Below are 21,270 nucleotides of genomic sequence, written 5' to 3' on the forward strand. Positions count from 1 at the left end.
CTGGGGCGGCCGATCGACGGGGGCGGCGCGATCGTCGCGGCGGCTCGCATCACGCGGCGCGGCGCGGCGGCGCTCGACCGGGTCAATCCCGCGCAGGTGCTCGTCACCGGCGTGCGTGCGATCGACGGTCTGCTGACGCTGGGGGTCGGGCAGCGCGTCGGCGTGTTCGCGGCGAGCGGGGTCGGCAAGACCAGCCTGGTCGAACAGCTGGCGCGGCAGATCGAGTGCGACCGCTGCATCCTGTGTCTGGTCGGCGAGCGCGGGCGCGAGGTGTCGGCGCTGTGGGAGATGACTGCGGCGCGGCGCGAGCGGTTCACGCTGGTCGCGGCGACCTCGGACGAAAGCCCGGTGATGCGCGCGCGGGCGGTCGAGCAGGCGCTGGCGCTGGCTGAGCATTGGCGCGCGCGCGGCGAGCATGTGCTGCTGTTCGTCGATTCGGTCACGCGGCTGGCGATGGCGTTGCGTGAGATCGGGCTGGCGGCGGGCGAGCCGCCGACAGTGCGCGCCTATACGCCGAACGTCTTCGCGGCCTTGCCGCAGGTGGTCGAGCGCTGCGGCGCGGTGCGCGGGCAAGGCGCGATCACCGCGATCATGACGGTGCTCGCCGAGACCGACGAGGTCGACGACCCGATCGTCGAGGTAATGAAGTCGCTGCTCGACGGGCACATCATCCTGTCGCGCACGCTGGCGGATCAGGGGCACTTCCCCGCGATCGACGTGCCGCGCAGCGTCAGCCGACAGGCCGGGCGGCTGGTGGTGGCGGATCACGCCGCGGCGATGCGGACGATCGTTGTGCTGCTCGCCGATCATGAGGAGAACCGGCTGATGATCGAGACGGGCGTGTATCGCGCCGGAGCGAACGCGCGGATCGACCGCGCGGTGGCGGCGCGCGAGCGGCTGGCCGGGTTCCTGCGGCAAGGGGCCGACGAGATGGTGGCGTTCGCGGCGACGGTGCAGGCCGCCAGGGCGGCGGCGGCATGACCGCGCGAGGGCAGCTCCACCGGCTGCGCGCGGTGCAGCGTTTGCAGGCGGTCGCGTGCGATCTGGCGGTGCGCGATCATGCCGCCGCGGGCGCGGCGGTGGCGGCGGCGGAGACGGCGATGACGCACGCCACGGCGGGGGCTAAGGCGGGGGCGGCGGACTGGTATCGCGCGCGGACGGCCGGCTGCTTCGATCCGCAGCGTGACCTTGCGCTGGCGGCGGCGCTGCTGGCAGCGGAGGAGCGCGTGGCATCGTGCGGGCAGGACGCGGCGGACGCAGAAGCCGCGCTGTCGCGCGCCGCGGACGCCTGGCGTGCCGCCGAGGGACGGCGGCGGGCCGGTGACGCGGTGGCGCGGCGGCTGCGGCAACAGGCGACGCGTGCGCAGGACGAGGCGGTTGCCGATCTGATGCTCACGCGGCTGCTGCACCGGAGGCGCGGGTGATGCGGGTCGATCAGGCGTCGAACATGAGCGCCGCCGGGCGCATCACGCGGGTCGTGCCGGCGGTGGACGGCGCGGTGGCGGACGAGCGATCGTTCGCCGACTGGCTGGCGAGCGCCGCGACCGGACAGGGCCTGGCCGACGATGCGGAGCGGCCGTTCTCGAACGGTACGATGCGCGCGGCCGCGCAGCGGTTCGATGCGGACGGCTTGCTGAAGACGGGAGCGGTGCTGGCACCGGAGGTCGCGGACGTGGAGGTGCAGGCGACGGCGGCTGCGATGCCGGTCGCCCCGGCGCCGGTCGTCGCGCCCGATGTCGTTGCGCCGGGTGCTGTCCCTCTGGTCCATGAGGCGCTTCCCCCGGCTAGGGGGCCGAGCGCGGTGGTGGGGGACGATCACGCCTCGTCCACCCTCCCGACCATGCCGGTCGCCGTTGCGACGCCTCGCGCGGTTCCGGTCGGGCGCGCGGGGGTGGCGACACCGGTCGGGGCGGTCCGGCCGTTGCGCTTCGCCGCGATCGCGTCCGAGCCGGCCTCCGCCGTGCGGCGCTCGCGCGTGCCGGTCGCGCCGGCCGTGCAGGTCACGCTGAGCGATGCCGAGAACGGCGTCACCGTCGCCATCGCCGGCGATGTCGCGCCCGAGGATGAGGCGGGGGTGCAGCAGGCGGTGCGGCGGCTGCTCGCGCGGCACGGGCTGACGCTCGGCGACACGAGGTTCGTTCGCCGGGTCGGCGGCGGGCGGCAACAGGGGGAGAGATGATGCAGGCGATTTCCGCGACGACGCCGGTCGGCGCCGGTGGCGCGACCACGGGCACGACGGGCGCGAGCACGCAAACGGCGGCGACCAATGCGTTCGGGCTCGGCTTCGATTCGCTCCTGAAGATCATCCTGACGCAGCTGACCTACCAGGACCCGCTGAAGCCGATGGACAATTTCCAGTTCGTCTCGCAGCTCGCGCAATTCTCGCAAATCCAGATCGGGCAGACCGGCAACGACCGGCTCGCCTCGCTGGTCACCGCGCAGGCGACGATGCAGGCCGCCGGGCTGTTCGGGCGGACGATCGACCTGCTGGCGGACGGCGCGACGGTGAGCGGCAAGGTGACCGCGGTGGCGCTGGCGTCGGGCGAGCCAAAGCTGACGATCGAGACCGACGACAAGCGCACGATCGCCGGGCTGGCGCTCGGCAGCGTCTCGCAGATCCGATAGAGGGGAAACAATCGATGTTCGGCTCGATCTATATCGGCCTCAGCGGGCTCGCGGCCTATTCGCGCGGGCTCCAGCAGATCAGCAACAACGTCGCCAACCTGAACGCGCAGGGGTTCAAGGGCTCCACCGTCTCGTTCGAGAACGTGCTGGGCGCGAGCGGCGGGTCGCGCGACGGCACCACCACCTCGGGCGGTAGCGGGGTGCGCGGCGCGCCGAGCCGGCTGGACTTCAAGCAGGGCGAGCTGAAGCAGACCGACCGCGATCTGGATCTGGCGATCCAGGGCAACGGCTTGCTGATGCTGCTGCGCGGGGATGAGGTCGCCTATACGCGCACCGGCAGCTTCGAGGTCGATCGGGCGGGGCGGATCGTGCTGTCGGGCACCGAATATCAGCTGGCGACGCGTGATGCCTCGGGACTGGCGAAGGCGGTGTCGGTCGACCTGTCACGCACCAGCGCGCCGAAGGCGACCAGCAAGGTGACGTTCGCGGACAATCTTTCCGCCGATCTCGACACCGCCAAGTCGCTCGCGATCGGCGATATCGCGGTCTACGACGCGAGCGGCGGCAAGCATGTGTGGACCGCGACCTTCACGCGCGAGACGAGCGGTACCGGGACGGCGCGCAACTGGTCGGTCAAGGTGACCGATGACAAGGGCGCGACCGTCGATACGAAGACGCTGACCTTCAACGGCGGTGTGGTCGACCCGGCGACCGCGAAGCTCGACTTCACCGACGCCGGATCGGGCGCGACGGCGAGCTTGGACTTTTCGAGCGGGGTCACGTCGTTCGCGGGCGGGTCGGTGTCGACGCTGCGGGTCGCAGGGTCGGACGGGTATGGGACGGGGACGTACACGACGCTGGGCATCAACGCCGCCGGCGAGATCGAGATCGGCTATTCCAATGCGCAGAAGCAGGCGTTGGGCAAGGTGGCGATCGTCGACTTCCGCAACACCGCCGACCTGCAGCAGCGTGCCGGCGGGTTGTTCAGCGCCGCATCCAATGCGTCGCGCGAGGTGCTCGCCAGCGGCGATCCGCGCGTCGGCACGATCCAGGCGCGGCGGCTGGAGGCGTCGAACGTCGACCTGACGCTGGAATTCTCCGACCTGATCCTGGTCCAGCGCGGCTTTCAGGCATCGTCGCAGATCATCAGCGTGTCGAATGAGATGATCCAGCAATTGTTCGGCATCCGTGGGCAGGGCTGACAATGGCGACGGCGTATGAGCCCTGGTTGCCGGCGGCGGCGATCGCGCGGGCGGTGGACGAGCTGCCGGTGCGACGGCTGATCGGCGAGTGGGGCGCGGCGTGGTTCGTCGGCGCGCCGCCGACCGTGTGCCCCGCCAGCGGGCCGGTGGAGGCGATGGCATCGGGAACGCTGTGGGCGAGCGAGGGGCTGGCGCTGGCGGTCGGTGCGGAGGCCGACGATGTGCTGGGCGCGCTGATCTTCGGGGCGATGCCGGCGGATGCGACCGCGGGCGATCGGACGACGATCGCGTCGGTGGTCGCGGCGTGTCTCGCCGACCTACGCGCGCGGCTGGCCCAAGTGATCGGTGGGACGGGCGCGGCGGCGTGGCGGACGGGCGAGGTCGCGCCGGCGCGGCGGTGGCAATGGCGGGTCGATGCCGCGCGTGCCGCGGTGCTGCAGGTCGCGGTCGAGGAGGCAGCGATCGCGCGGCGCGTGCGTGCGGCGTTGCCCGCTGTCGACGGCGCGCCGCTCGTCGCGCTGGCCGATGCGGTGGCGTCGCAGCGCGTCGACGTCGCGGCGCTGGTCGGGCGCTCGCGGGTGACCACCGTCGAGCTGGCGCGACTGGCGGGCGGCGACGTCGTGGTGCTCGACCGCACGCTCGACGCGCCCGCGCCGCTGGCGATCGACGGCGTGGCCGGACCGCTGCGCTGTACGGTCGTCGAGCATGACGATCATCTGACCCTGACCCTTGTCGATCGAGAGACGCCGTGACCGCACCAACCGAAACGAATGATGCCGTGGCGCGAACGCTGGCGGCGCGGATGATCGACCATGTCGAAGTCGAGCTGGAGGCGTTCGTCGGCGCAGCGCGGATGACCGTCGCCGAACTGGCGGCGCTCGCGCCCGAGGCGGTGGTCGCGCTGGAGGCGCCGCTGAATCGTGCGGTCGAACTGCGGCTGAACGGCGCGGCGGTGGCGCGCGGCGAGCTGGTCGCGGTTGGCGACCGGTTCGGGGTGCGGTTGACCGAGATCGCGCCGTGATCTGGGTGGCGGCCGCCGCGGCGACGCGGCTGGGCGGCGGCGGCGCGCCCGACATCCCGGTCGGGCGGATCGTGCTCGCGTTCCTGCTGTGCGTCGCCGTCGCGGGGCTGGCGATCCTGTTGCTGCGACAGCGCGGCGCGCCGCTCGCATGGCGACGGATCGCCGAGGCACGCGGCACGATCGAGATCGGCGAGGTCCGCCGGCTGACGCTGCATGCCGACATCGGCGTCGTGCGGCACGCCGGGCGCGAATATTTGCTGCTCGTGCAGGCGGGGGCGGCGTCGGTCCTGCGCGAACGCGACGTCGCGGAGCCGGGCGCGTGATGCTGGCGATGGCGGCGGCCGGCGCGCTCGACATGCCGGTGGGCACGTCGGACGTGATGCGCACGACGATCATGCTGACGATGCTCGCGATTTTGCCGGCGGTGCTGATCAGCATGACCAGCTTCGTGCGGATCGTCATCACGCTGTCGATGGTGCGCCACGCGTTCGGAATGCCCGAGACGCCGCCCAATCCGGTGCTGGTCAGCCTAGCGCTGTTCCTCACCGCGTTTTCGATGACACCGACGCTGACCGCGCTCAACGACCGCGCGGTGCAGCCGTTTCTGGCGCGACAGATCGACCTGCGCGATGCCTATGTGCGCGGGGCTGCGCCGTTGCGCGACTTTATGCTGGCGCAGACTCGCGACAGCGATATCGCCGCAATCTATGCCGTCGCGCATGTGCCAGTGCCGGCGCGGCCCGAACAGGTCGAGCTGCTGAAGCTGGCGCCGGCGTTTATCATGAACGAGCTGCGCGTGTCGTTCACGATCGGCTTCGTCATCCTGCTGCCGTTCCTGCTGATCGATCTCGTCATCTCGGCGATCCTGCTGGCGCTGGGGATGATGATGGTGCCGCCCGCGACGATCTCGCTGCCGATCAAGCTGTTGATGTTCGTGCTGATCGACGGCTGGAGCCTCGTCATCCAGGGCGTGCTCGGCAGTTTCCGGTGAAGCGACCGCGCGCGACCGGGCTGGACGTGGTACTCGATCCGCAGCGCGCGGAGGCGTCGCTGTGGCGGCGCGCGCGGTTCGAGGCGGACGTCGGATCGCGCGAGACGTTGTTTAACCGCTATCTGCTGCTCGCGCGGTCGGTGGCGGCGCGGCATTTCCGTCGGCGGCGCGCGGTGGAGCGCGGTGATCTGGAGCAGCTCGCCTACGAGGGGCTGTTGCAGGCGATCGATCGCTTCGATCCGCTGCAGGGGGTGCCGTTCGGCGCCTATGCGCGGCCGCGGATCGCGGGCAATGTCGCCGATGGCGCGACGCGGATGACCGAGATCGAGGCCCAACTGAGCCGCCGCTACCGGATGCAGCAGGAACGGCTGCGCACGCTGAAGATCGACGGCGGCGGCGATGCGCTGGCCACGCTCGCCGATCTGGTGGTCGATCTGGCGATCGGGTTGATGCTGGAGGGGACGGGGATGCTGGCCGCTGAGGATGACGCGGACGCGCGGCCCGGCGCTTACGAAGGACTGGCGTGGCGACAGACGCAGGCGGCGCTGGCGGCGGCACTGGACCGGCTGCCGCAGGGCGAGCAGACCGTGATCCGCCAGCATTATCAGACGGGCATGAGCTTCGCGCATATCGCCGAACTGTTGCGGTTGAGCCGCGGGCGCGTCTCGCAATTGCATCGCAGCGCGGTCGAGCGGCTGCGGCGCTGGTTGCGGCATCATCAAGGATGAAGGGAATGACGTTGTTGAGCGACGCGCGGATGCAGGAAGTGGTCGATGCGGTGGCGGCGTCCGACGATGCCGATCTGGCGATCGTCGACCGCGCGCTGGCCGAAGCGCCCGACGATCCGCGGCTGCATTTCCTGCGCGGGTCGGTGCTGGCCGGGATCGGGCGACCGATCGAGGCGCTGGCGTCGCTGAAGCAGGCGGTGGCGCTCGCGCCCGATTTCACGATCGCGCGGTTTCAGCTCGGCTTCTTCCAGCTGACATCGGGCGAGGCGGCGGAGGCGCTGTCGACCTGGGGGCCGCTCGCGCTGTTGCCGGAGGACCATTACCTGCGGATGTTCGTCGGCGGGCTGACCTATCTGATCCGCGACGAATTCGTGGCTGCGGTGGCGGAGCTGCGCAGAGGGATGGCGGCGAATGTCGAGAACCCGCCGCTCAACCGCGACATCCAGTTGATCGTCGATCGCGTGATCGACATCCCGGCGCCCGCGGCCGCGACCACGGAGGCCAGCTCCGCGACCAGCCTGCTGCTCGGGCAGTTCGGCAGCGGGCGGATGCATTGACGTGACGACGATCGGGATCACCGACCGCGTCCTGCTGATCCTGCGCGAGCGGTTGCGGCGTAGCGAACGCGCGGCGACGCGCGGCACCGCACCCGTCGGAGAGCGCGCCGCGTCACCGCAGGAGCGGATGGAAGCGCTGGCTACGATCCGCGACCTGCCCGAACGCGATTTCCGCCGCGCGGTGGTGCGCGGGCTGCTTGGCGAGCAACTGGGCGAGGCGCTGGCCGCCGACCCGGCGTTCGACGCGATGAGCGCGGAGGTGCTGCGGATCGTCGAAGGGTCGGACGAGGCGCGTGCGGTGCTCGACCGCGCGGTGGAGGAACTGCGGGGGCGGCAGGTTTAATCCGCGCCGTCGCCCCTGCCTGCGCAAGGGCGACGTTACTTGACCGCGAACGCAGCGCGCCATTCGGGGCGGACGATCGCCAGCAGCGCTGGGGTGACCGGCACCGTCATCTCGTACATCCCCTCGGCATAGGAGCCGGCGACGTACTGCCCGGCGACCAATCCGACGCGGTCGATCGCGCGCCGGTCGGTCGAGCCGAGCAGCACCGTCAGGTCGGAGACCGGCGGGCAGGGGAAGATGTCGTCACTGCCCGGATCGCTCCCCAGCCGGCGACGCCGCTCGCCTTTCAGCCACGCGCACCAGCCCGGTCCCAGCACGCGCTGCATCGCGGCGGGCGAGTCGAACATCGCGCGCGGGTCGACCCGCCGCGCTTTCGCCTTGTCCCACACCAGCGGCTCCAGCGCGGTGTTGCCGTGCGCGCCGCCGGTGAAGCGATAGGTTTCACCCGACAGGCTCAGCAGCCGCGGTGTTTCGGTGACGACCTTCCACTCGCGGTTCGCACTTTCCCTGCGGGACGGATAGCCTTCCTTGAGCGCGTCGCGACGACTTGCCGCCGCCATCTTCGCGGTGCGCGTCCGCAGCCACGCCCGGTCCTCCTCCAGCCAGCGGCGCAAGGGGCCGATCCGTGCCGCAGCGTCGGGGTAGATGTACGAGAAATCAAGCGCGGCGGTCTTTGCCGCGACCTTCGTTTGCGCCGTCGCCGGCACCGCCAGGGCCAGCAAGATCAACCCCATCGCCCGCCGCATGACATCCCTCGCCAAAGTCGTGCCGCTTCCATATGGCAGCGGACATGAACCGACGCCATCTCACCGCCGCGATTGTAGCGCTCGCCGGCCTTGCGACGACGCTGCCCGCGGGCGCCGACGCGCTGATCGACAACGTCAACGGCCTGACGCTCAGCCGCGACCGGCAGGTGGTGCGCTTCAAGGCGATGGTGATCGACGCGCAGGGCAAGGTCGTCCGGCTGATCGCCCCGGACGAACAACCGCCCAAGCCGACCAAGAAGAATCCCGGCCCGCGCTACGATTGGCGTGCCGATATGAAGGGTCGCGTGCTCGTGCCGGGCATGATCGACGCGCACGGCCATGTCATCGAACTGGGACTGGCGGCGCTGACGCTCGACCTGTCGGACACGCGCTCGCTCGACGAGGCCAAGGCGAAGATCGCGGAATACGCGCGCGCCAACCCGGACCGGCAATGGATCATCGGGCGCGGCTGGAACCAGGAGGTATGGAAGCTCGGCCGCTTCCCCACCGCCGCCGATCTCGATGCGGTGGTCGCCGACCGCCCGGTCTGGCTGGCGCGCGCCGACGGTCATGCCGGCTGGGCGAACAGCGCCGCGCTCAAGCTGGCCGGCGTCACCGCCGCGACGCAGGCCCCGGCGGGCGGGCGCGTCGAAAAGCCGCTGGGCGTGCTGGTGGATCGCGCCAAGGAACTGGTCGAGCGTGTCGTGCCGAAGGTCAGCCCGAAGGACCGCACCGCCGCCTTCCTCAAGGCGCAGCAGATCCTGCTCGGCTACGGCGTCACCGCGATCGCCGACATGGGCACCAGCGTCGACGATTGGATGACCTACCGGCGGATGGGCGACATCAACGCGCTGCGTGTCCGCATCATGTCCTACGGGCTCGGCATCGACGCCGCGGTGACGATCGGCGGCACCGGGCCAACGCCGTGGCTGTACGAGGACCGGCTACGGCTGGAGGGCGTCAAGCTTTACGCCGATGGCGCGCTCGGGTCGCGCGGGGCGTGGCTGAAGGCCGATTATGCCGATGCGCCGGGGCAGCGCGGGCTCGGCTTCCTCGCCGACGACCAGTTGCAGAACATCATGAGCCGCGCCGCGATGGACGGCTATCAGGTCGCGGTCCACGCGATCGGTGACCGCGCCGATCGCCAAGTGCTCGACGCGATCGCCGAGCTGTCGGAGACGTACAAGGGCGACCGGCGCTGGCGGATCGAACATGCGCAGATCGTCGATCCGGTCGATATGGCCGCGTTCGGCAAATATCGCATCGTCGCCTCGATGCAGCCCACACACCAGACCAGCGACCGCCTGATGGCCGAGGCGCGGCTGGGGCAGGCGCGGCTGGCGGGCGCCTATGCGTGGAAGACGCTGCTCGACGACGGCGCGACGCTCGCGTTCGGCTCGGATGCGCCGGTCGAGAAGCCCGATCCGTGGGCGGGCTGGGCGGCGGCGTTCACGCGCACCGATGCCGATGGGCAGCCGGTCGGCGGCTGGCACCCCGAACAGGCGGTGTCGCGCGAACAGGCGTGGTGGGCCTATACCGGGGGCGCGAGCTATGCCGGGTTTGCCGAGCAGAAGTTCGGGACGCTGGCGCCGGGGCAGCGCGCCGATTTCCTGTTGCTCGATCGTGATCCGACGACCGCGACGCCGTCCGACCTGCGTCAGACCAAGGTGCTGGAAACGTGGATCGGCGGCACGAAGGCGTGGGAGCGGAAGTAACCCACGCGTTGCCCCGGATCACGTTAGGGGCCACGGCACGAAGGCGAAGCGCGTGGGGCGCGCACGATTTCGTTCTCACCCCTCCCCTTCAGGGGAGGGGCTAACGCCGTCTCAGAACTCCGACCAATCCTCCTGCACCGCCACTGCGGCCGATCCGCGGCCACGGGCGGTGGCGGCGATGCGGGCTCCGGCCTGCGCCGCGCGCGCCTGCAACTGGTGGACCGGCGACGCTGCCGGCGCGGCATAGCCCGGCGCCCCCGCCGTCAGGCGGAACCGCCCGACTTCACGCGCCATCACGTCGGTTTCCTCGACCAGACTGCGCGCCGCGGCGGTGGCTTCCTCGACCATCGCGGCATTCTGCTGCGTCACCCCGTCCATCTCGGACACGGCGGTATTGACCTGCTGAAGTCCCGTCGCCTGCTGCTCGGCGGCGGAGGCGATGCTGCCGACCAGCGTGCTGATCTCGCCGATCCGCGACGTGATCCGCTGCAACGCCGCGCCCGCCTCGGCGACCAGTTCGACGCCCAGATCGACCTGCTCGGTGGAGGCGGTGATCTTGGTCTTCACGTCCTTGGCGGCGTCGGCCGAGCGCTGCGCCAGCGCGCGCACCTCGCTCGCGACCACCGCAAAGCCCTTGCCGGCGTCACCCGCCCGCGCCGCCTCGACGCCGGCGTTCAGCGCCAGCAGGTTGGTCTGGAAGGCGATGCCGTCGATCACCGCGATGATCTCGCTGATCTCGCTCGACGAGCGTTCGATGCCGTTCATCGCCTCGACCGCGCGGCGGACGACGTCGCCCGACGCCTCGGCATCGCGGCGCGTTTCGACCACCACCGCATCGGCGCGCGTCGCGGTTTCGGCGGTCTCCTTCACCGTCGTCGTGATCTCGTGCATCGCCGCGGCGGTCTCCTCCAGCGACGCGGCCTGCTGCTCGGTGCGCTGCGACAGATCGTCGGACGCCTGACGGATGTCGTTGGCGCCGTTGGTGATGCCGGTCGCGCTGGTCGTCACCGCTGCCATCGCCGCCGACACCGCGGCCATCGCCTCGTTGAAATCGGTCTTCAGCTTGGCGAACGGCCCGGTCAGATCGGCGTCGATCCGCGCGGTCAGGTCGCCCTGCGACAGCGCGCTCAACCCGCGGCCGATATTGTCGACGATCAGCGCGGTCTGCTCCGCCTTGGCGCGTTCGGCGGCGGCAAGCTGGTTGCGGAACTGGACCATCACCTTGGCGAGCTGCCCGACCTCGTCGGCGCGCTCGTCGACCGCGACCTGCGCGTTCAGGTCGCCGCCGGCCAGCTTGCCGAGCGCTTCGGTCATCGCCTTGATCGGGGCGGCGATCCCGCGGATCAGCGCGAGCAGCAGGAATCCGGCGAGCGCCAGCGCCGCGACGACCAGCCCGAGCGACAGCACGCGCGACAGCGAATAGAGCGAGCGCGCGTCGCCCATCTCCTTGTCCATCAGCGCCGTTTGGATGTCCTGCGATGTCGCGGCTTCGTCGCTGGCGCGATCGAACAGCGGCTGGCTGGCGCGGAACGACTGGGTCGCCTCTTCATTGCGATTGACCGAGCCAAGCTGGCGCGTGACCTCCGAGCGCGCGACGAACGCCGTCCAGAGCTGCCGGAACCGCGCCAGCGACGTGCGCGCCTTCGGATTGGTCACCGTCTTGTCGAGAAAGGCGAGGTTCTTGTCGACCAGCGCCAGTTGCGTGTTGGCGGCCCGGTTCGCTTCACGGATCTTGTCGGGTTCGAGCGACAGGATCACCGTCGCCTCGGCGATCCGATAGTCCGAGGTCGCGGTGTTGACGGTTGCGATCGCCACCAGCTTGTCGCGGCGTTCCTTGCCCAGCACTTCGGTCGAATGGTTCAGCCTGGCCTGCGTCCAGAGCGACATGCCGGCGATCATCACCAGCGCCAGCGCCAGAATACCGAATGCGAGCAGGAGTTTGCGGCCAATCGCTAGATTTTTCATCACCACGGCCTTCACGAAATCGGAATTGATCGGGCCAAGCAATACTCGGCAATGCTTGAGATCGCGTTAAGTTGGGTGCGAACCGGCCCTAAATGACGCGATACGGGACGACGCCGCGCACGTCGGCCTCGACCGCGATCGCGCGATCGGTCGGCGGGAAGGCGCGCTGATCGCAGTCGACGCGCGGGCACAGCCGGCAACTGATCCCGATCGGCGTGGCGGCGCGAAGGTCGACCGCATCGGCATAGACGAAGTCGGCGGCGTGCGCCGCCTCGCACCCCAGCGCGACGGCATAGCGGCGCGGTGCGCGCGCGAAGCGCCCCGACGGCTTCACCAGCCCTTTCGCCATCGAGACGTAGCGAACCCCATCGGGCGTCTCGGCATGCTGCACCAGGATGCGGTCGGGGATCGCGACCGCTTCATGGACATGCCACAGCGGGCACGCGCCGCCGAAGCGTGCGAATTGCAGCCGCGTCGCCGAGTGGCGCTTGGTGATGTTGCCCGCCATGTCGACGCGGCAAAAGTAGAACGGGATCCCCGCCGCGCCAGGGCGCTGCAACGTCGACAACCGGTGGCACGCCTGTTCGAAGCTGGTGCCGAACCGTCGCGACAGCCGGTCGATATCGTGGCGCAGTACGCGGGCGGCCTCGCGGAACGCCTGATACGGCATCAGCATCGCCCCCGCCGCGTAATTGGCCAGCCCGATCGCGAGCAGCCGTCGTGCCTCCGGCTGCGCCAGCCCCGACGCCGCGACGATCGCCGCGATCGGCGTGGCGAAGGCGAGTGCGGCGATGCGATGCGCGATCAGGAAGCGGCGGCTCTCCGGCGGCAGCGCGGCGTTGAGACGCAGCACCGCGCCGTCGAACCGCGCGAGCGGCGCATCCTCGCGTGCCTCGTCCAGCAGCGTCACGCCCTGCGCCGCCAGGGCCGCGTCGATCGGGGTCGCTTCATGCGCCTGTGCCCAGTCCTCGGCGGCGCGATCGAGCGGGTCGATGTAATTGCCCGCCTCGTGGAACCAGTCGCGCACCGCCTCCCACGGCAGACGGGCGCCGACCCCGGCGGTCAGCGCTTCCTCGGCGAGCGCGACGCGCTCCTCGGCGGCGCGCTTGGCGGCGTGGAGCGCGATCAACCGGTCGGTGAGCGCCGGGCGCTCCTCCGCCAGCCGCGCGACCTCTTCGGGTGGCAGCGGCGCGACCGCCGGATCAGCGAGCGCCTCGCGCAACGCCACCAGCCGCCGCGCCGGGGCCGCGCCTTCGATATCGGCCAGTGCGGCGGGAAAATGCTGCGCCAGTGCCGCACTCACCGCCGCGGTCAGCGGGCGCTCGTCGCTTTCGAGCTGCGACAGGTAACTGACCGAAAGCCCCAGCCGCGCCGCCATCGCCCGCTGGTTGAGCTGTGCCGCCCCCCGCAACGCGCGCAACTGCGCGCCGGCGTAAAGCCGCGCCTTCACGCTTCGTCGCCCCTGCGCAGGCAGAGGCCCATGTCTGCTTCGTGCTCGTGAACGAACGACACAAATGCCTTCGCTTTGTGACAGCCGTCCCGCAATACGACACAGCCATACGCTCCTGCCTACAGGCGCGACGGTAGTTCGCAACCCTATCCTTCGCAAGTTCGCAACTTCACATTTGCCCCGCCGCGCCGCGCCGGGCACAACGCTTCCCGCGTCCGGGAGAGAAGAATGTCGTCGACGATCGCCGAACTCGAAAGCCGTCGCGCTGCCGCTCGTGCGGGCGGCGGGCCGAAGCGCGTCGAGGCGCAGCACGCCAAGGGCAAGCTGACCGCGCGCGAACGCCTCGACGTGTTGCTTGACGAAGGCAGCTTCGAGGAACTCGACATGTTCGTCGAGCACAATTGCACCGATTTCGGGATGCAGGAGCAGGTCGTCCCCGGCGACGGCGTCGTCACCGGATCGGGGACGATCAACGGCCGGTTGGTGTTCGTCTTTTCGCAGGATTTCACCGTCTTCGGCGGTTCGCTGTCCGAACGCCATGCGCAGAAGATCTGCAAGATCATGGACATGGCGCTGAAGGTCGGCGCGCCCGTCATCGGCCTCAATGATTCGGGCGGGGCGCGCATCCAGGAAGGCGTCGCGTCGCTGGGCGGCTATGCCGAGGTGTTCCAGCGCAACGTGCTGGCCAGCGGCGTCGTGCCGCAGCTCAGCCTCATCATGGGGCCGTGCGCGGGCGGCGCGGTCTATTCGCCGGCGATGACTGACTTCATCTTCATGGTGAAGGATTCGAGCTACATGTTCGTCACCGGCCCCGATGTGGTGAAGACGGTGACCAACGAGGTGGTGACGCAGGAAGCGCTGGGCGGCGCGGTGACGCACACGACGAAGACCAGCGTCGCCGATGTCGCGTTCGACAACGATATCGAGGCGCTGCTGGCCGCGCGCGACTTCATCGACCTCCTGCCGTCCTCGAACCGGGAGGGCGTTCCCGAGCGTCCGACCGACGATCCGTGGGACCGCGCCGAGGCGAGCCTCGATACCCTGATCCCCGCCAACGCCAATCAGCCCTATGACATGCACGAGCTGCTCGCGAAGGTCGTCGACGAAGGCGACTTCTTCGAGATCCAGCCAGCGCACGGCGCGAACATCATCTGCGGCTTCGGACGCATCGAAGGCCGCACCGTCGGCTTCGTCGCGAACCAGCCGATGGTGCTGGCCGGCGTGCTCGATATCAATTCCAGCCGCAAGGCGGCGCGCTTCGTGCGCTTCTGTGACGCGTTCGAGATCCCGATCGTCACCTTCGTCGACGTGCCCGGCTTCCTGCCCGGCACCGCGCAGGAGCATAACGGCATCATCAAGCACGGCGCGAAACTGCTGTTCGCCTATGCCGAGGCGACCGTGCCCAAGATCACCGTCATCACGCGCAAGGCCTATGGCGGGGCGTATGACGTCATGGCCTCCAAGCATTTGCGCGGCGATTTGAACTATGCGTGGCCGACCGCCGAGATCGCGGTGATGGGCGCGAAAGGCGCGGTCGAGATCATCTTCCGCGGCCGCACGCCCGAGGAGATCGCCGAGCGGACGGCGGAATATGAGGCCCGCTTCGCCAACCCCTTCGTCGCGGCGAGCAAGGGGTTCATCGACGAAGTGATCCAGCCGCATTCCACGCGGCGGCGGATCGCGCTGGGGCTGCGGAAGCTGCGGAACAAGGCGCTGGAGAATCCTTGGAAGAAGCATGACAATATTCCGTTGTGATGCCCTCCGTCATTGCGAGCGGAGCGAAGCAATCCAGGGCGTGGCGCGGAACGCTGGGTGGCGTCGCTACGCTCGCAATGACGAGGCGCGCGCGTGAAACAGCCGGCGGTCTACATCATGGCGAGCGGTCGCAATGGCACGCTCTACGCCGGCGTAACCTCGAACCTCGCGCAGCGCGTCTGGCAGCACCGTGAAGGCGTGGTGGAAGGCTTCACGCAGCAATACGGCTGCAGGCTGCTGGTCTGGTTCGAGATCGCGGACACGATGGAAGTCGCGATCACCCGCGAGAAGCAGATCAAGGCAGGATCACGCGCCAAGAAGATTGCGTTGATCGAGGCGATGAACCCCGGCTGGCACGACCTCTACGAGCAGATCGCGCATGGATAACGACATGACACATACCCGTCCCGTCATTGCGAGCGCAGCGAAGCAATCCAGTGTACCGAGCGCTGCCCTGGATTGCTTCGCTGCGCTCGCAATGACGAGGGAGGCCCGATGACCCTCGGCCGCCTCAACCACGTCGGTATCGCCACCCCGTCGATCGCCCGCGCCATCGAGACCTATCGCACGCTACTCGGCGCAGACGCGATCAGCGAACCGTTCGACCTGCCCGCGCAGGGCGTGAAGGTCTGCTTCGTCGACGCGCCCAATACGCAGATCGAGCTGATCGAACCCTATGACGACAAGTCCCCGATCGCCGGCTTCCTGAAGAAGAACCCCGCCGGCGGGCAGCACCACGTCTGTTTCGAGGTCCCCGACATCCACGCCGCGGTTGCCGACCTCAAGGGCAAGGGCGCGACGATCCTCGGCGAACCGCGGATCGGTGCGCATGGCACGCCGATCGTCTTCGTCCACCCGCGCGACATGGGCGGGGTGCTGGTCGAACTGATGGAAACGCCGCAGGAGGGCGCGCATTGACCTACGAGACGATCACCTTCGACCTCAGCGATCGCGTCGCGACGCTCGCGATCGACCGGCCCGCGCGGATGAACGCGCTCACCCCGCGCGTCTTCGCGGAGCTGACCGCAGGCATCGACGCTGCGCTAGAACAGGGCGCGCGCGCGATCGTGTTGACCGGCACCGGCGGCGCGTTCTGTTCGGGCGCGGACCTAGTAGGCGATGGCGGCGCACCCATGCCGCGCGACCTCGGCGAGTCGCTCGACACCAGCTACAATCCGTTCGTCCGCAAGGTCGCCGCGCTCGACGTGCCGTTCCTCACCGCGATCAACGGCCCGGCGGTCGGCGCGGGGCTGGGGCTGGCGTTGCTCGGCGATATCAGCGTGATGGCGCGCTCGGCCTATGTGCTGCTCGCCTTCGTCAACATCGGGCTGGTCCCCGATGCCGGCGCGACCTGGCTGGTCGCCAAGGCGGCGGGGCGCACCAAGGCGCTGGAGATGGCGCTGCTCGGCGAACGCGTGTCCGCCGACGACGCGCTCGCCGCCGGGCTGGTGACGCGCGTCGTCGACGATGCGCAGGTGCTCGCCGAAACCCAGAAGCTGGCGGCGAAACTCGCCGCCGGGCCGTCGGTGGCGATCGGGATGATCCGCAAGCAGGTCGCCGCCGCTTTGTCGCTCGATCTCGACCAGTCGCTGGCGATCGAGCGCGCGAACCAGACCCGCGCCGGTCACACGAGCGACTTCGCCGAGGCGGTGCGCGCCTTTGCTGAGAAGCGCAAGCCGGTGTTCGAGGGCCGCTGAGCATGGCCGACGAGCGCAATCTCGGCGAGGACAGCGGCGCGGCGGCAACGATCGGCACGCCCGCGCCGACCGGCACCGAAAGCTGGGCCGCCGCCGCCGCCAAGGAGGTAAAGGGCCGCGACCTGACGTGGCACACCCCCGAGGGGATCGACGTCAAGCCGCTCTACACCGCCGCGGATGTCGAGGGCTGGGACCCCGGCCTGCCCGGCTTTGCGCCGTTCGCGCGCGGGGTGCGGGCGTCGATGTACGCCGGGCGGCCGTGGACGATCCGGCAATATGCGGGCTTCTCGACCGCCGAGGAATCAAACGCTTTCTACCACCGCAACCTCAAGGCCGGGCAGAAGGGGCTGTCGGTCGCGTTCGATCTCGCCACGCATCGCGGCTATGACAGCGATCATCCGCGCGTCACCGGCGATGTCGGCAAGGCCGGGGTGGCGATCGACACCGTCGAGGACATGAAGATCCTGTTCGACGGCATCCCGCTCGATCAGATGAGCGTCAGCATGACGATGAACGGCGCGGTGATTCCGATCCTCGCCTTCTTCATCGTCGCGGGCGAGGAACAGGGCGTCGATCGCAAGCTGCTCGACGGGACGATCCAGAACGACATCCTCAAGGAGTTCATGGTCCGCAACACCTATATCTACCCGCCCGAACCGTCGATGCGGATCATCTCCGACATCTTCGCCTACACCTCCGCGGAGATGCCGAAGTTCAACAGCATCTCGATCTCGGGCTATCATATGCAGGAGGCCGGGGCGACGCAGGTGCAGGAGCTGGCCTTCACCATCGCCGACGGCATGGAATATGTGAAATACGGCGTCGCCAGCGGGCTGGACATCGACAAATTCGCCGGGCGGCTGAGCTTCTTCTTCGCGATCGGCATGAACTTCTTCATGGAGATTGCCAAGCTGCGCGCCGCGCGCGTGCTGTGGCACCGCGTGATGACGCAACTCGGCGCGAAGGACGAGCGCAGCAAGATGCTGCGCACGCATTGCCAGACCAGCGGTGTCTCGCTGACCGAGCAGGACCCGTACAACAACGTCATGCGCACGACGATCGAGGCGATGGCGGCGATGCTCGGCGGCACCCAGTCGCTCCACACCAATGCGCTCGACGAGGCGATCGCGCTGCCGACCGATTTTTCGGCGCGGATCGCGCGCAACACGCAATTGGTGATCCAGGAAGAAACCGGGATGACCAATGTCGTCGATCCGCTCGGCGGCAGTTATTATGTCGAGGCGCTGACGAAGCGACTGGTCGACGACGCCTGGGCGATCATCGAACGCGTCGAGCGCGAGGGCGGGATGGCCAGGGCGGTCGCGGCGGGCTGGCCCAAGGCGATGATCGAGGAAGCCAGCGCGGCGCGGGCGGCGCGCGTCGATCGCGGCGAGGACGTGATCGTCGGGGTCAACAAATATCGCAAGGACAATGAGGACCCGGTCGAGATCCTTGCGATCGACAATCATGCGGTGCGCGACGCGCAGGTCCGCCGCATCCAGCAGGTCAAGGCGGCGCGCGACGAGGCGGCAGCGCGGGCCGCACTCGACGCGCTGCGCGAGGGCGCGCGCGGATCAGACAATCTGCTCGCGCTCGCGGTCGATTGCGCGCGGGCGCGCGCCACGCTCGGCGAGATATCCTCGGCGATGGAGGATGTGTTCGGCCGCTACGGCACGCAGCCGACGCCGGTGAAGGGCATCTACGGCGGCGCCTATACCGACGACGCGCGCTGGATGCGGCTGGAGGATGGTGTCGCCGCGACCGAGCGACGGCTGGGGCGCCGCCCACGGATGCTCGTCGCCAAGATGGGGCAGGACGGGCACGATCGCGGCGCCAATCTGGTCAGCAGCATGTTCGGCGATCTCGGGTTCGAGATCGTTCCCGGCCCGCTGTTCCAGACGCCGGAAGAGGCCGCGGTGCTGGCGCTGGCGAAGGACGTCGATATCGTCGGCGCGTCGAGCCTTGCGGCCGGGCACAAGACGCTGATTCCCGAGCTGATCGGCCATCTGCGCGATGCGGGGCGCGCGGATATCAAGGTGATCGCGGGCGGGGTGATCCCCGCGCAGGATTATCAGGCGTTGTTCGATGCCGGGGTGCAGGCGATCTTCGGGCCGGGGACGAACCTGATCAGCGCGGCGGAGGAAGTGTTACGGCTGCTCGGCCACAACATGCCGCCGCAGGGAGAAGCGGCATGATGAGCGCGACACCTCACCCCACCACACCACGTCACCCCGGCGCAGGCCGGGGTCCAGTTGCGGGCGGCCCGCGAGATGCTGGAAGGTCCCCCGACTGGGCCCCGGCCTCCGCCGGGGTGACGGTAATGTTGGGGTTGATGGCAGCGGCGCTGCTCTCCACCTCCGCCACCGCGCAGACACAGGCGGACATGAACGCGCAGGCCGCCGCCAGCTACAAGGCCGCCGACGCCGCAATGAATGCGCAATGGCCGCGCACCTATGCCGCAATGAAGCGCCGCGACGCCACCGCGCGCGACGGTTTCGGCTATGCCGCCGCCACACTCGCCAGCCAGCGCGCGTGGCTGGCCTATCGCGACAAACAGTGCACGATCGAAGGCGGCGAGTTCGCCGGCGGCTCGCTTCAGCCGATGGCGCGCTTGCAGTGTCTGGCGCGGCTGACCAAGGAGCGCACCACGCAATTGAAGGACCTGATGTGGCAACGCTGATCGAGACGACGACCCGCAACGACTGGACGCGCGAGGAAATCGCCGCGCTGTTCGACCTGCCGTTCGACGAGTTGATGTACCGCGCGCAGACCGTCCACCGCGCACACCACGCGTCCTCGGAAGTGCAGCTCTGCACGCTCCTGTCGATCAAGACCGGCGGTTGCCCGGAGGATTGCGGCTATTGCTCGCAGTCGGTCGCCGCCGACAGCGGGGTCAAGGCGACCAAGCTGATGGACGTGCAGGCGGTGTTGCAGCGCGCCGCCGAGGCGAAGGACGCCGGCTCGCAGCGCTTCTGCATGGGCGCGGCGTGGCGCAACCCCAAGGACCGCGACATGGACGCGATCATCCAGATGATCGAAGGCGTGCGCGGCATGGGGATGGAAACCTGCATGACGCTGGGGATGCTGACGCCGGAACAGGCGCGGCGGCTGGGCGACGCGGGGCTCGATTACTACAACCACAATATCGACACCTCGCCCGAGCGCTATGGCGACGTCATCACCACGCGCACCTTCGGCGAGCGGCTGGATACGCTGGAAAACGTCCGCTCGGCGGGGATCAACGTCTGCTGCGGCGGGATCGTCGGGATGGGCGAAACGCGCGCGGATCGCGTCGGCTTCGTCCATGCTTTGGCGACGTTGCCGCGCCACCCCGAAAGCGTGCCGGTCAATGCCTTGGTGCCGGTCAAGGGCACGGTGCTCGGCGACATGCTCGCCGACACGCCGCTCGCGAAGATCGACGACATCGAGTTCGTCCGCACCGTCGCGGTCGCGCGGATCACGATGCCGCTGAGCATGGTGCGGCTGTCGGCCGGGCGCGAGAGCATGGGCGAGGCGACGCAGGCCTTGTGCTTCATGGCCGGCGCGAACTCGATCTTCACCGGCGACAAATTGCTGACCGCGGGCAACCGCGGCGACAGCGCCGACGCGGCGCTGTTCGCGAAGCTCGGCGTCCGCCCGATGGAAGCGCCGGAACCGATGCGGGTGTGCGAGGCGGCGGAGTGAGCCACCGTCGCCCCTGCGCAGGCAGGGGCCCATGTCTGTTTCGTCGTTCGGTGCCGACGGACACGGGCAGGTCGCTCCTGTGTCAAACCGCCCGCTTCATTCGACAGACATAGGCCCCTGCCTGCGCAGGCGCGACGAAGAATAAAGGGAGAGGCCGTTGTTCAAGAAGATCCTGGTCGCCAACCGCGGTGAGATCGCCTGCCGCGTGTTCCGCACCGCCAAGAAGATGGGCATCGCCACCGTCGCGGTCTATTCGGACGCCGATGCGCGCAGCCCGCATGTGCTGATGGCGGACGAGGCGGTGCGGCTCGGGCCGGCGCCGGCGGCGGACAGCTATCTGAAGGCCGAGCTGATCCTGCTCGCCGCCCGGGAGACCGGCGCGGACTGCATCCACCCCGGCTATGGTTTCCTCTCCGAACGCGAGAGCTTCGCGCGCGCCTGCACCGAGGCCGGGATCGCCTTCGTCGGCCCGCCGCCGAACGCGATCGCCGCGATGGGCGACAAGATCGAATCGAAAAAGCTCGCCAAGGCCGCCGGGGTCAACGTCGTTCCCGGCTATCTCGGCGAGATCGCCGACACCGACGCGGCGGTGCGGATCGCCGCCGAGATCGGCTTCCCTGTCATGATGAAGGCCAGCGCCGGCGGCGGCGGCAAGGGGATGCGGCTGGCGTGGAGCGAACAGGATGTTCGCGACGGCTTCGAGGCGACCAAGCGTGAGGGGCTGGCGAGCTTTGGGGACGACCGCGTGTTCATCGAGAAGTTCATCGAGAGCCCGCGCCATATCGAGATCC

At 69.4% G+C, this 21,270-nt stretch carries 24 protein-coding genes; 21 read left to right on the forward strand and 3 right to left on the reverse strand.

The annotated features are described in order from the left end of the window. The 12 genes from AADI75_RS13265 to AADI75_RS13320 form a co-directional block, all read left to right on the forward strand. On the forward strand, positions 1-981 hold a 981-nt coding region (locus AADI75_RS13265), incomplete at its 5' end, for a FliI/YscN family ATPase (RefSeq protein ID WP_341209491.1). After that, positions 978-1,424 carry a hypothetical protein gene (locus tag AADI75_RS13270; RefSeq protein ID WP_341209492.1) on the forward strand — a complete coding sequence of 149 codons (447 nt, stop codon included), beginning with the start codon at positions 978-980 and terminating at the stop codon, positions 1,422-1,424. The genes AADI75_RS13265 and AADI75_RS13270, both read left to right, overlap by 4 nt. Continuing rightward, the gene (locus tag AADI75_RS13275; RefSeq protein WP_341209493.1) at positions 1,424-2,179 is read left to right on the forward strand and encodes a hypothetical protein; all 756 of its coding nucleotides are present in this window, start codon (positions 1,424-1,426) and stop codon (positions 2,177-2,179) included. Before AADI75_RS13270 ends, AADI75_RS13275 begins: the two co-directional genes overlap by 1 nt. Then, complete coding sequence (locus AADI75_RS13280) at positions 2,179-2,625, forward strand: flagellar hook capping FlgD N-terminal domain-containing protein (RefSeq protein WP_341209494.1); 447 nt, start codon at positions 2,179-2,181, stop codon at positions 2,623-2,625. Before AADI75_RS13275 ends, AADI75_RS13280 begins: the two co-directional genes overlap by 1 nt. Positions 2,626-2,639: 14 nt before the next feature. Then, on the forward strand, positions 2,640-3,827 hold the full coding sequence (locus tag AADI75_RS13285) for a flagellar hook-basal body complex protein (protein ID WP_341209495.1): 1,188 nt from the start codon (positions 2,640-2,642) through the stop codon (positions 3,825-3,827). A 2-nt stretch (positions 3,828-3,829) separates the two neighbouring features. Continuing rightward, the gene (locus AADI75_RS13290; RefSeq protein ID WP_341209496.1) at positions 3,830-4,579 is read left to right on the forward strand and encodes a FliM/FliN family flagellar motor C-terminal domain-containing protein; all 750 of its coding nucleotides are present in this window, start codon (positions 3,830-3,832) and stop codon (positions 4,577-4,579) included. Beyond that, on the forward strand, positions 4,576-4,848 hold the full coding sequence (locus tag AADI75_RS13295; protein WP_341209497.1) for a FliM/FliN family flagellar motor switch protein: 273 nt from the start codon (positions 4,576-4,578) through the stop codon (positions 4,846-4,848). Before AADI75_RS13290 ends, AADI75_RS13295 begins: the two co-directional genes overlap by 4 nt. Continuing rightward, positions 4,845-5,171: a hypothetical protein gene (locus AADI75_RS13300; protein WP_341209498.1), complete on the forward strand. Its 327-nt coding sequence runs from the start codon at positions 4,845-4,847 to the stop codon at positions 5,169-5,171. Before AADI75_RS13295 ends, AADI75_RS13300 begins: the two co-directional genes overlap by 4 nt. Then, positions 5,171-5,839 (forward strand): flagellar type III secretion system pore protein FliP, encoded by a 669-nt coding sequence (gene fliP / locus AADI75_RS13305; protein WP_341209512.1) that lies wholly within the window; start codon positions 5,171-5,173, stop codon positions 5,837-5,839. Before AADI75_RS13300 ends, fliP begins: the two co-directional genes overlap by 1 nt. Further along, positions 5,836-6,567 (forward strand): sigma-70 family RNA polymerase sigma factor, encoded by a 732-nt coding sequence (locus AADI75_RS13310; RefSeq protein ID WP_341209499.1) that lies wholly within the window; start codon positions 5,836-5,838, stop codon positions 6,565-6,567. The genes fliP and AADI75_RS13310 overlap by 4 nt, the downstream gene beginning before the upstream one ends. Before the next feature lie 5 nt (positions 6,568-6,572). Beyond that, complete coding sequence (locus AADI75_RS13315) at positions 6,573-7,124, forward strand: hypothetical protein (protein WP_341209500.1); 552 nt, start codon at positions 6,573-6,575, stop codon at positions 7,122-7,124. Between the two features lies 1 nt (position 7,125). After that, a complete protein-coding gene (locus AADI75_RS13320) occupies positions 7,126-7,467 on the forward strand; it encodes a hypothetical protein (RefSeq protein ID WP_341209501.1) in 342 nt (113 codons plus the stop codon). A gap of 35 nt (positions 7,468-7,502) precedes the next feature. On the opposite strand, the gene AADI75_RS13325 is transcribed toward AADI75_RS13320, so the two are convergent. Next, positions 7,503-8,189, reverse strand: a complete 687-nt coding sequence (locus AADI75_RS13325) for a DUF4163 domain-containing protein (RefSeq protein WP_341209502.1) — start codon at positions 8,187-8,189, stop codon at positions 7,503-7,505. Between the two features lie 68 nt (positions 8,190-8,257). Between AADI75_RS13325 and AADI75_RS13330 the strand changes: the two genes are divergently transcribed. Beyond that, the gene (locus AADI75_RS13330) at positions 8,258-9,928 is read left to right on the forward strand and encodes an amidohydrolase (RefSeq protein ID WP_341209503.1); all 1,671 of its coding nucleotides are present in this window, start codon (positions 8,258-8,260) and stop codon (positions 9,926-9,928) included. 111 nt (positions 9,929-10,039) lie between these two features. Here the strand turns inward: AADI75_RS13330 and AADI75_RS13335 are convergent, their stop codons facing one another. Together AADI75_RS13335 and AADI75_RS13340 are read right to left on the reverse strand one after the other, a co-directional pair. Continuing rightward, positions 10,040-11,893 (reverse strand): methyl-accepting chemotaxis protein, encoded by a 1,854-nt coding sequence (locus tag AADI75_RS13335; protein WP_341209504.1) that lies wholly within the window; start codon positions 11,891-11,893, stop codon positions 10,040-10,042. An 88-nt stretch (positions 11,894-11,981) separates the two neighbouring features. Then, entirely contained in the window at positions 11,982-13,343 is a 1,362-nt protein-coding gene (locus AADI75_RS13340) for a short-chain fatty acyl-CoA regulator family protein (RefSeq protein ID WP_341209505.1), read from the reverse strand. A gap of 228 nt (positions 13,344-13,571) precedes the next feature. Between AADI75_RS13340 and AADI75_RS13345 the strand changes: the two genes are divergently transcribed. The 8 genes from AADI75_RS13345 to AADI75_RS13380 all read left to right on the forward strand — a co-directional run. Next, the gene (locus tag AADI75_RS13345; protein WP_341209506.1) at positions 13,572-15,098 is read left to right on the forward strand and encodes an acyl-CoA carboxylase subunit beta; all 1,527 of its coding nucleotides are present in this window, start codon (positions 13,572-13,574) and stop codon (positions 15,096-15,098) included. A gap of 117 nt (positions 15,099-15,215) precedes the next feature. Beyond that, positions 15,216-15,485: a GIY-YIG nuclease family protein gene (locus AADI75_RS13350; RefSeq protein WP_341209513.1), complete on the forward strand. Its 270-nt coding sequence runs from the start codon at positions 15,216-15,218 to the stop codon at positions 15,483-15,485. A gap of 108 nt (positions 15,486-15,593) precedes the next feature. After that, a complete protein-coding gene (gene mce, locus AADI75_RS13355) occupies positions 15,594-16,016 on the forward strand; it encodes a methylmalonyl-CoA epimerase (protein WP_341209507.1) in 423 nt (140 codons plus the stop codon). After that, entirely contained in the window at positions 16,013-16,795 is a 783-nt protein-coding gene (locus AADI75_RS13360; protein ID WP_341209508.1) for an enoyl-CoA hydratase-related protein, read from the forward strand. The genes mce and AADI75_RS13360 overlap by 4 nt, the downstream gene beginning before the upstream one ends. A gap of 2 nt (positions 16,796-16,797) precedes the next feature. After that, on the forward strand, positions 16,798-18,990 hold the full coding sequence (scpA, locus tag AADI75_RS13365; RefSeq protein WP_341209509.1) for a methylmalonyl-CoA mutase: 2,193 nt from the start codon (positions 16,798-16,800) through the stop codon (positions 18,988-18,990). Between the two features lie 137 nt (positions 18,991-19,127). After that, a complete protein-coding gene (locus AADI75_RS13370) occupies positions 19,128-19,475 on the forward strand; it encodes a lysozyme inhibitor LprI family protein (protein WP_341209510.1) in 348 nt (115 codons plus the stop codon). Continuing rightward, positions 19,472-20,479 carry a biotin synthase BioB gene (gene bioB, locus AADI75_RS13375; protein ID WP_341209514.1) on the forward strand — a complete coding sequence of 336 codons (1,008 nt, stop codon included), beginning with the start codon at positions 19,472-19,474 and terminating at the stop codon, positions 20,477-20,479. Before AADI75_RS13370 ends, bioB begins: the two co-directional genes overlap by 4 nt. Before the next feature lie 157 nt (positions 20,480-20,636). Next, a partial coding sequence (locus tag AADI75_RS13380; protein WP_341209511.1) for a biotin carboxylase N-terminal domain-containing protein occupies positions 20,637-21,270 on the forward strand: 634 nt, incomplete at its 3' end.

Source organism: uncultured Sphingomonas sp. (genome assembly GCF_964021865.1).
Taxonomy (GTDB): domain Bacteria; phylum Pseudomonadota; class Alphaproteobacteria; order Sphingomonadales; family Sphingomonadaceae; genus Sphingomonas.

Excerpts from the sequence above, each read along its gene's own strand:
- AADI75_RS13270 (WP_341209492.1), top strand. The coding sequence starts at position 978 with ATGACCGCGCGAGGGCAGCTCCACCGGCTGCGCGCGGTGCAGCGTTTG.
- AADI75_RS13275 (WP_341209493.1), top strand. The coding sequence starts at position 1,424 with ATGCGGGTCGATCAGGCGTCGAACATGAGCGCCGCCGGGCGCATCACG.
- AADI75_RS13280 (WP_341209494.1), top strand. The coding sequence starts at position 2,179 with ATGCAGGCGATTTCCGCGACGACGCCGGTCGGCGCCGGTGGCGCGACC.
- AADI75_RS13285 (WP_341209495.1), top strand. The coding sequence starts at position 2,640 with ATGTTCGGCTCGATCTATATCGGCCTCAGCGGGCTCGCGGCCTATTCG.
- AADI75_RS13290 (WP_341209496.1), top strand. The coding sequence starts at position 3,830 with ATGGCGACGGCGTATGAGCCCTGGTTGCCGGCGGCGGCGATCGCGCGG.
- fliP (WP_341209512.1), top strand. The coding sequence starts at position 5,171 with ATGCTGGCGATGGCGGCGGCCGGCGCGCTCGACATGCCGGTGGGCACG.
- AADI75_RS13315 (WP_341209500.1), top strand. The coding sequence starts at position 6,573 with ATGACGTTGTTGAGCGACGCGCGGATGCAGGAAGTGGTCGATGCGGTG.
- AADI75_RS13330 (WP_341209503.1), top strand. The coding sequence starts at position 8,258 with ATGAACCGACGCCATCTCACCGCCGCGATTGTAGCGCTCGCCGGCCTT.
- AADI75_RS13335 (WP_341209504.1), bottom strand. The coding sequence starts at position 11,893 with ATGAAAAATCTAGCGATTGGCCGCAAACTCCTGCTCGCATTCGGTATT.
- AADI75_RS13345 (WP_341209506.1), top strand. The coding sequence starts at position 13,572 with ATGTCGTCGACGATCGCCGAACTCGAAAGCCGTCGCGCTGCCGCTCGT.
- AADI75_RS13350 (WP_341209513.1), top strand. The coding sequence starts at position 15,216 with ATGGCGAGCGGTCGCAATGGCACGCTCTACGCCGGCGTAACCTCGAAC.
- mce (WP_341209507.1), top strand. The coding sequence starts at position 15,594 with ATGACCCTCGGCCGCCTCAACCACGTCGGTATCGCCACCCCGTCGATC.
- scpA (WP_341209509.1), top strand. The coding sequence starts at position 16,798 with ATGGCCGACGAGCGCAATCTCGGCGAGGACAGCGGCGCGGCGGCAACG.
- AADI75_RS13370 (WP_341209510.1), top strand. The coding sequence starts at position 19,128 with ATGGCAGCGGCGCTGCTCTCCACCTCCGCCACCGCGCAGACACAGGCG.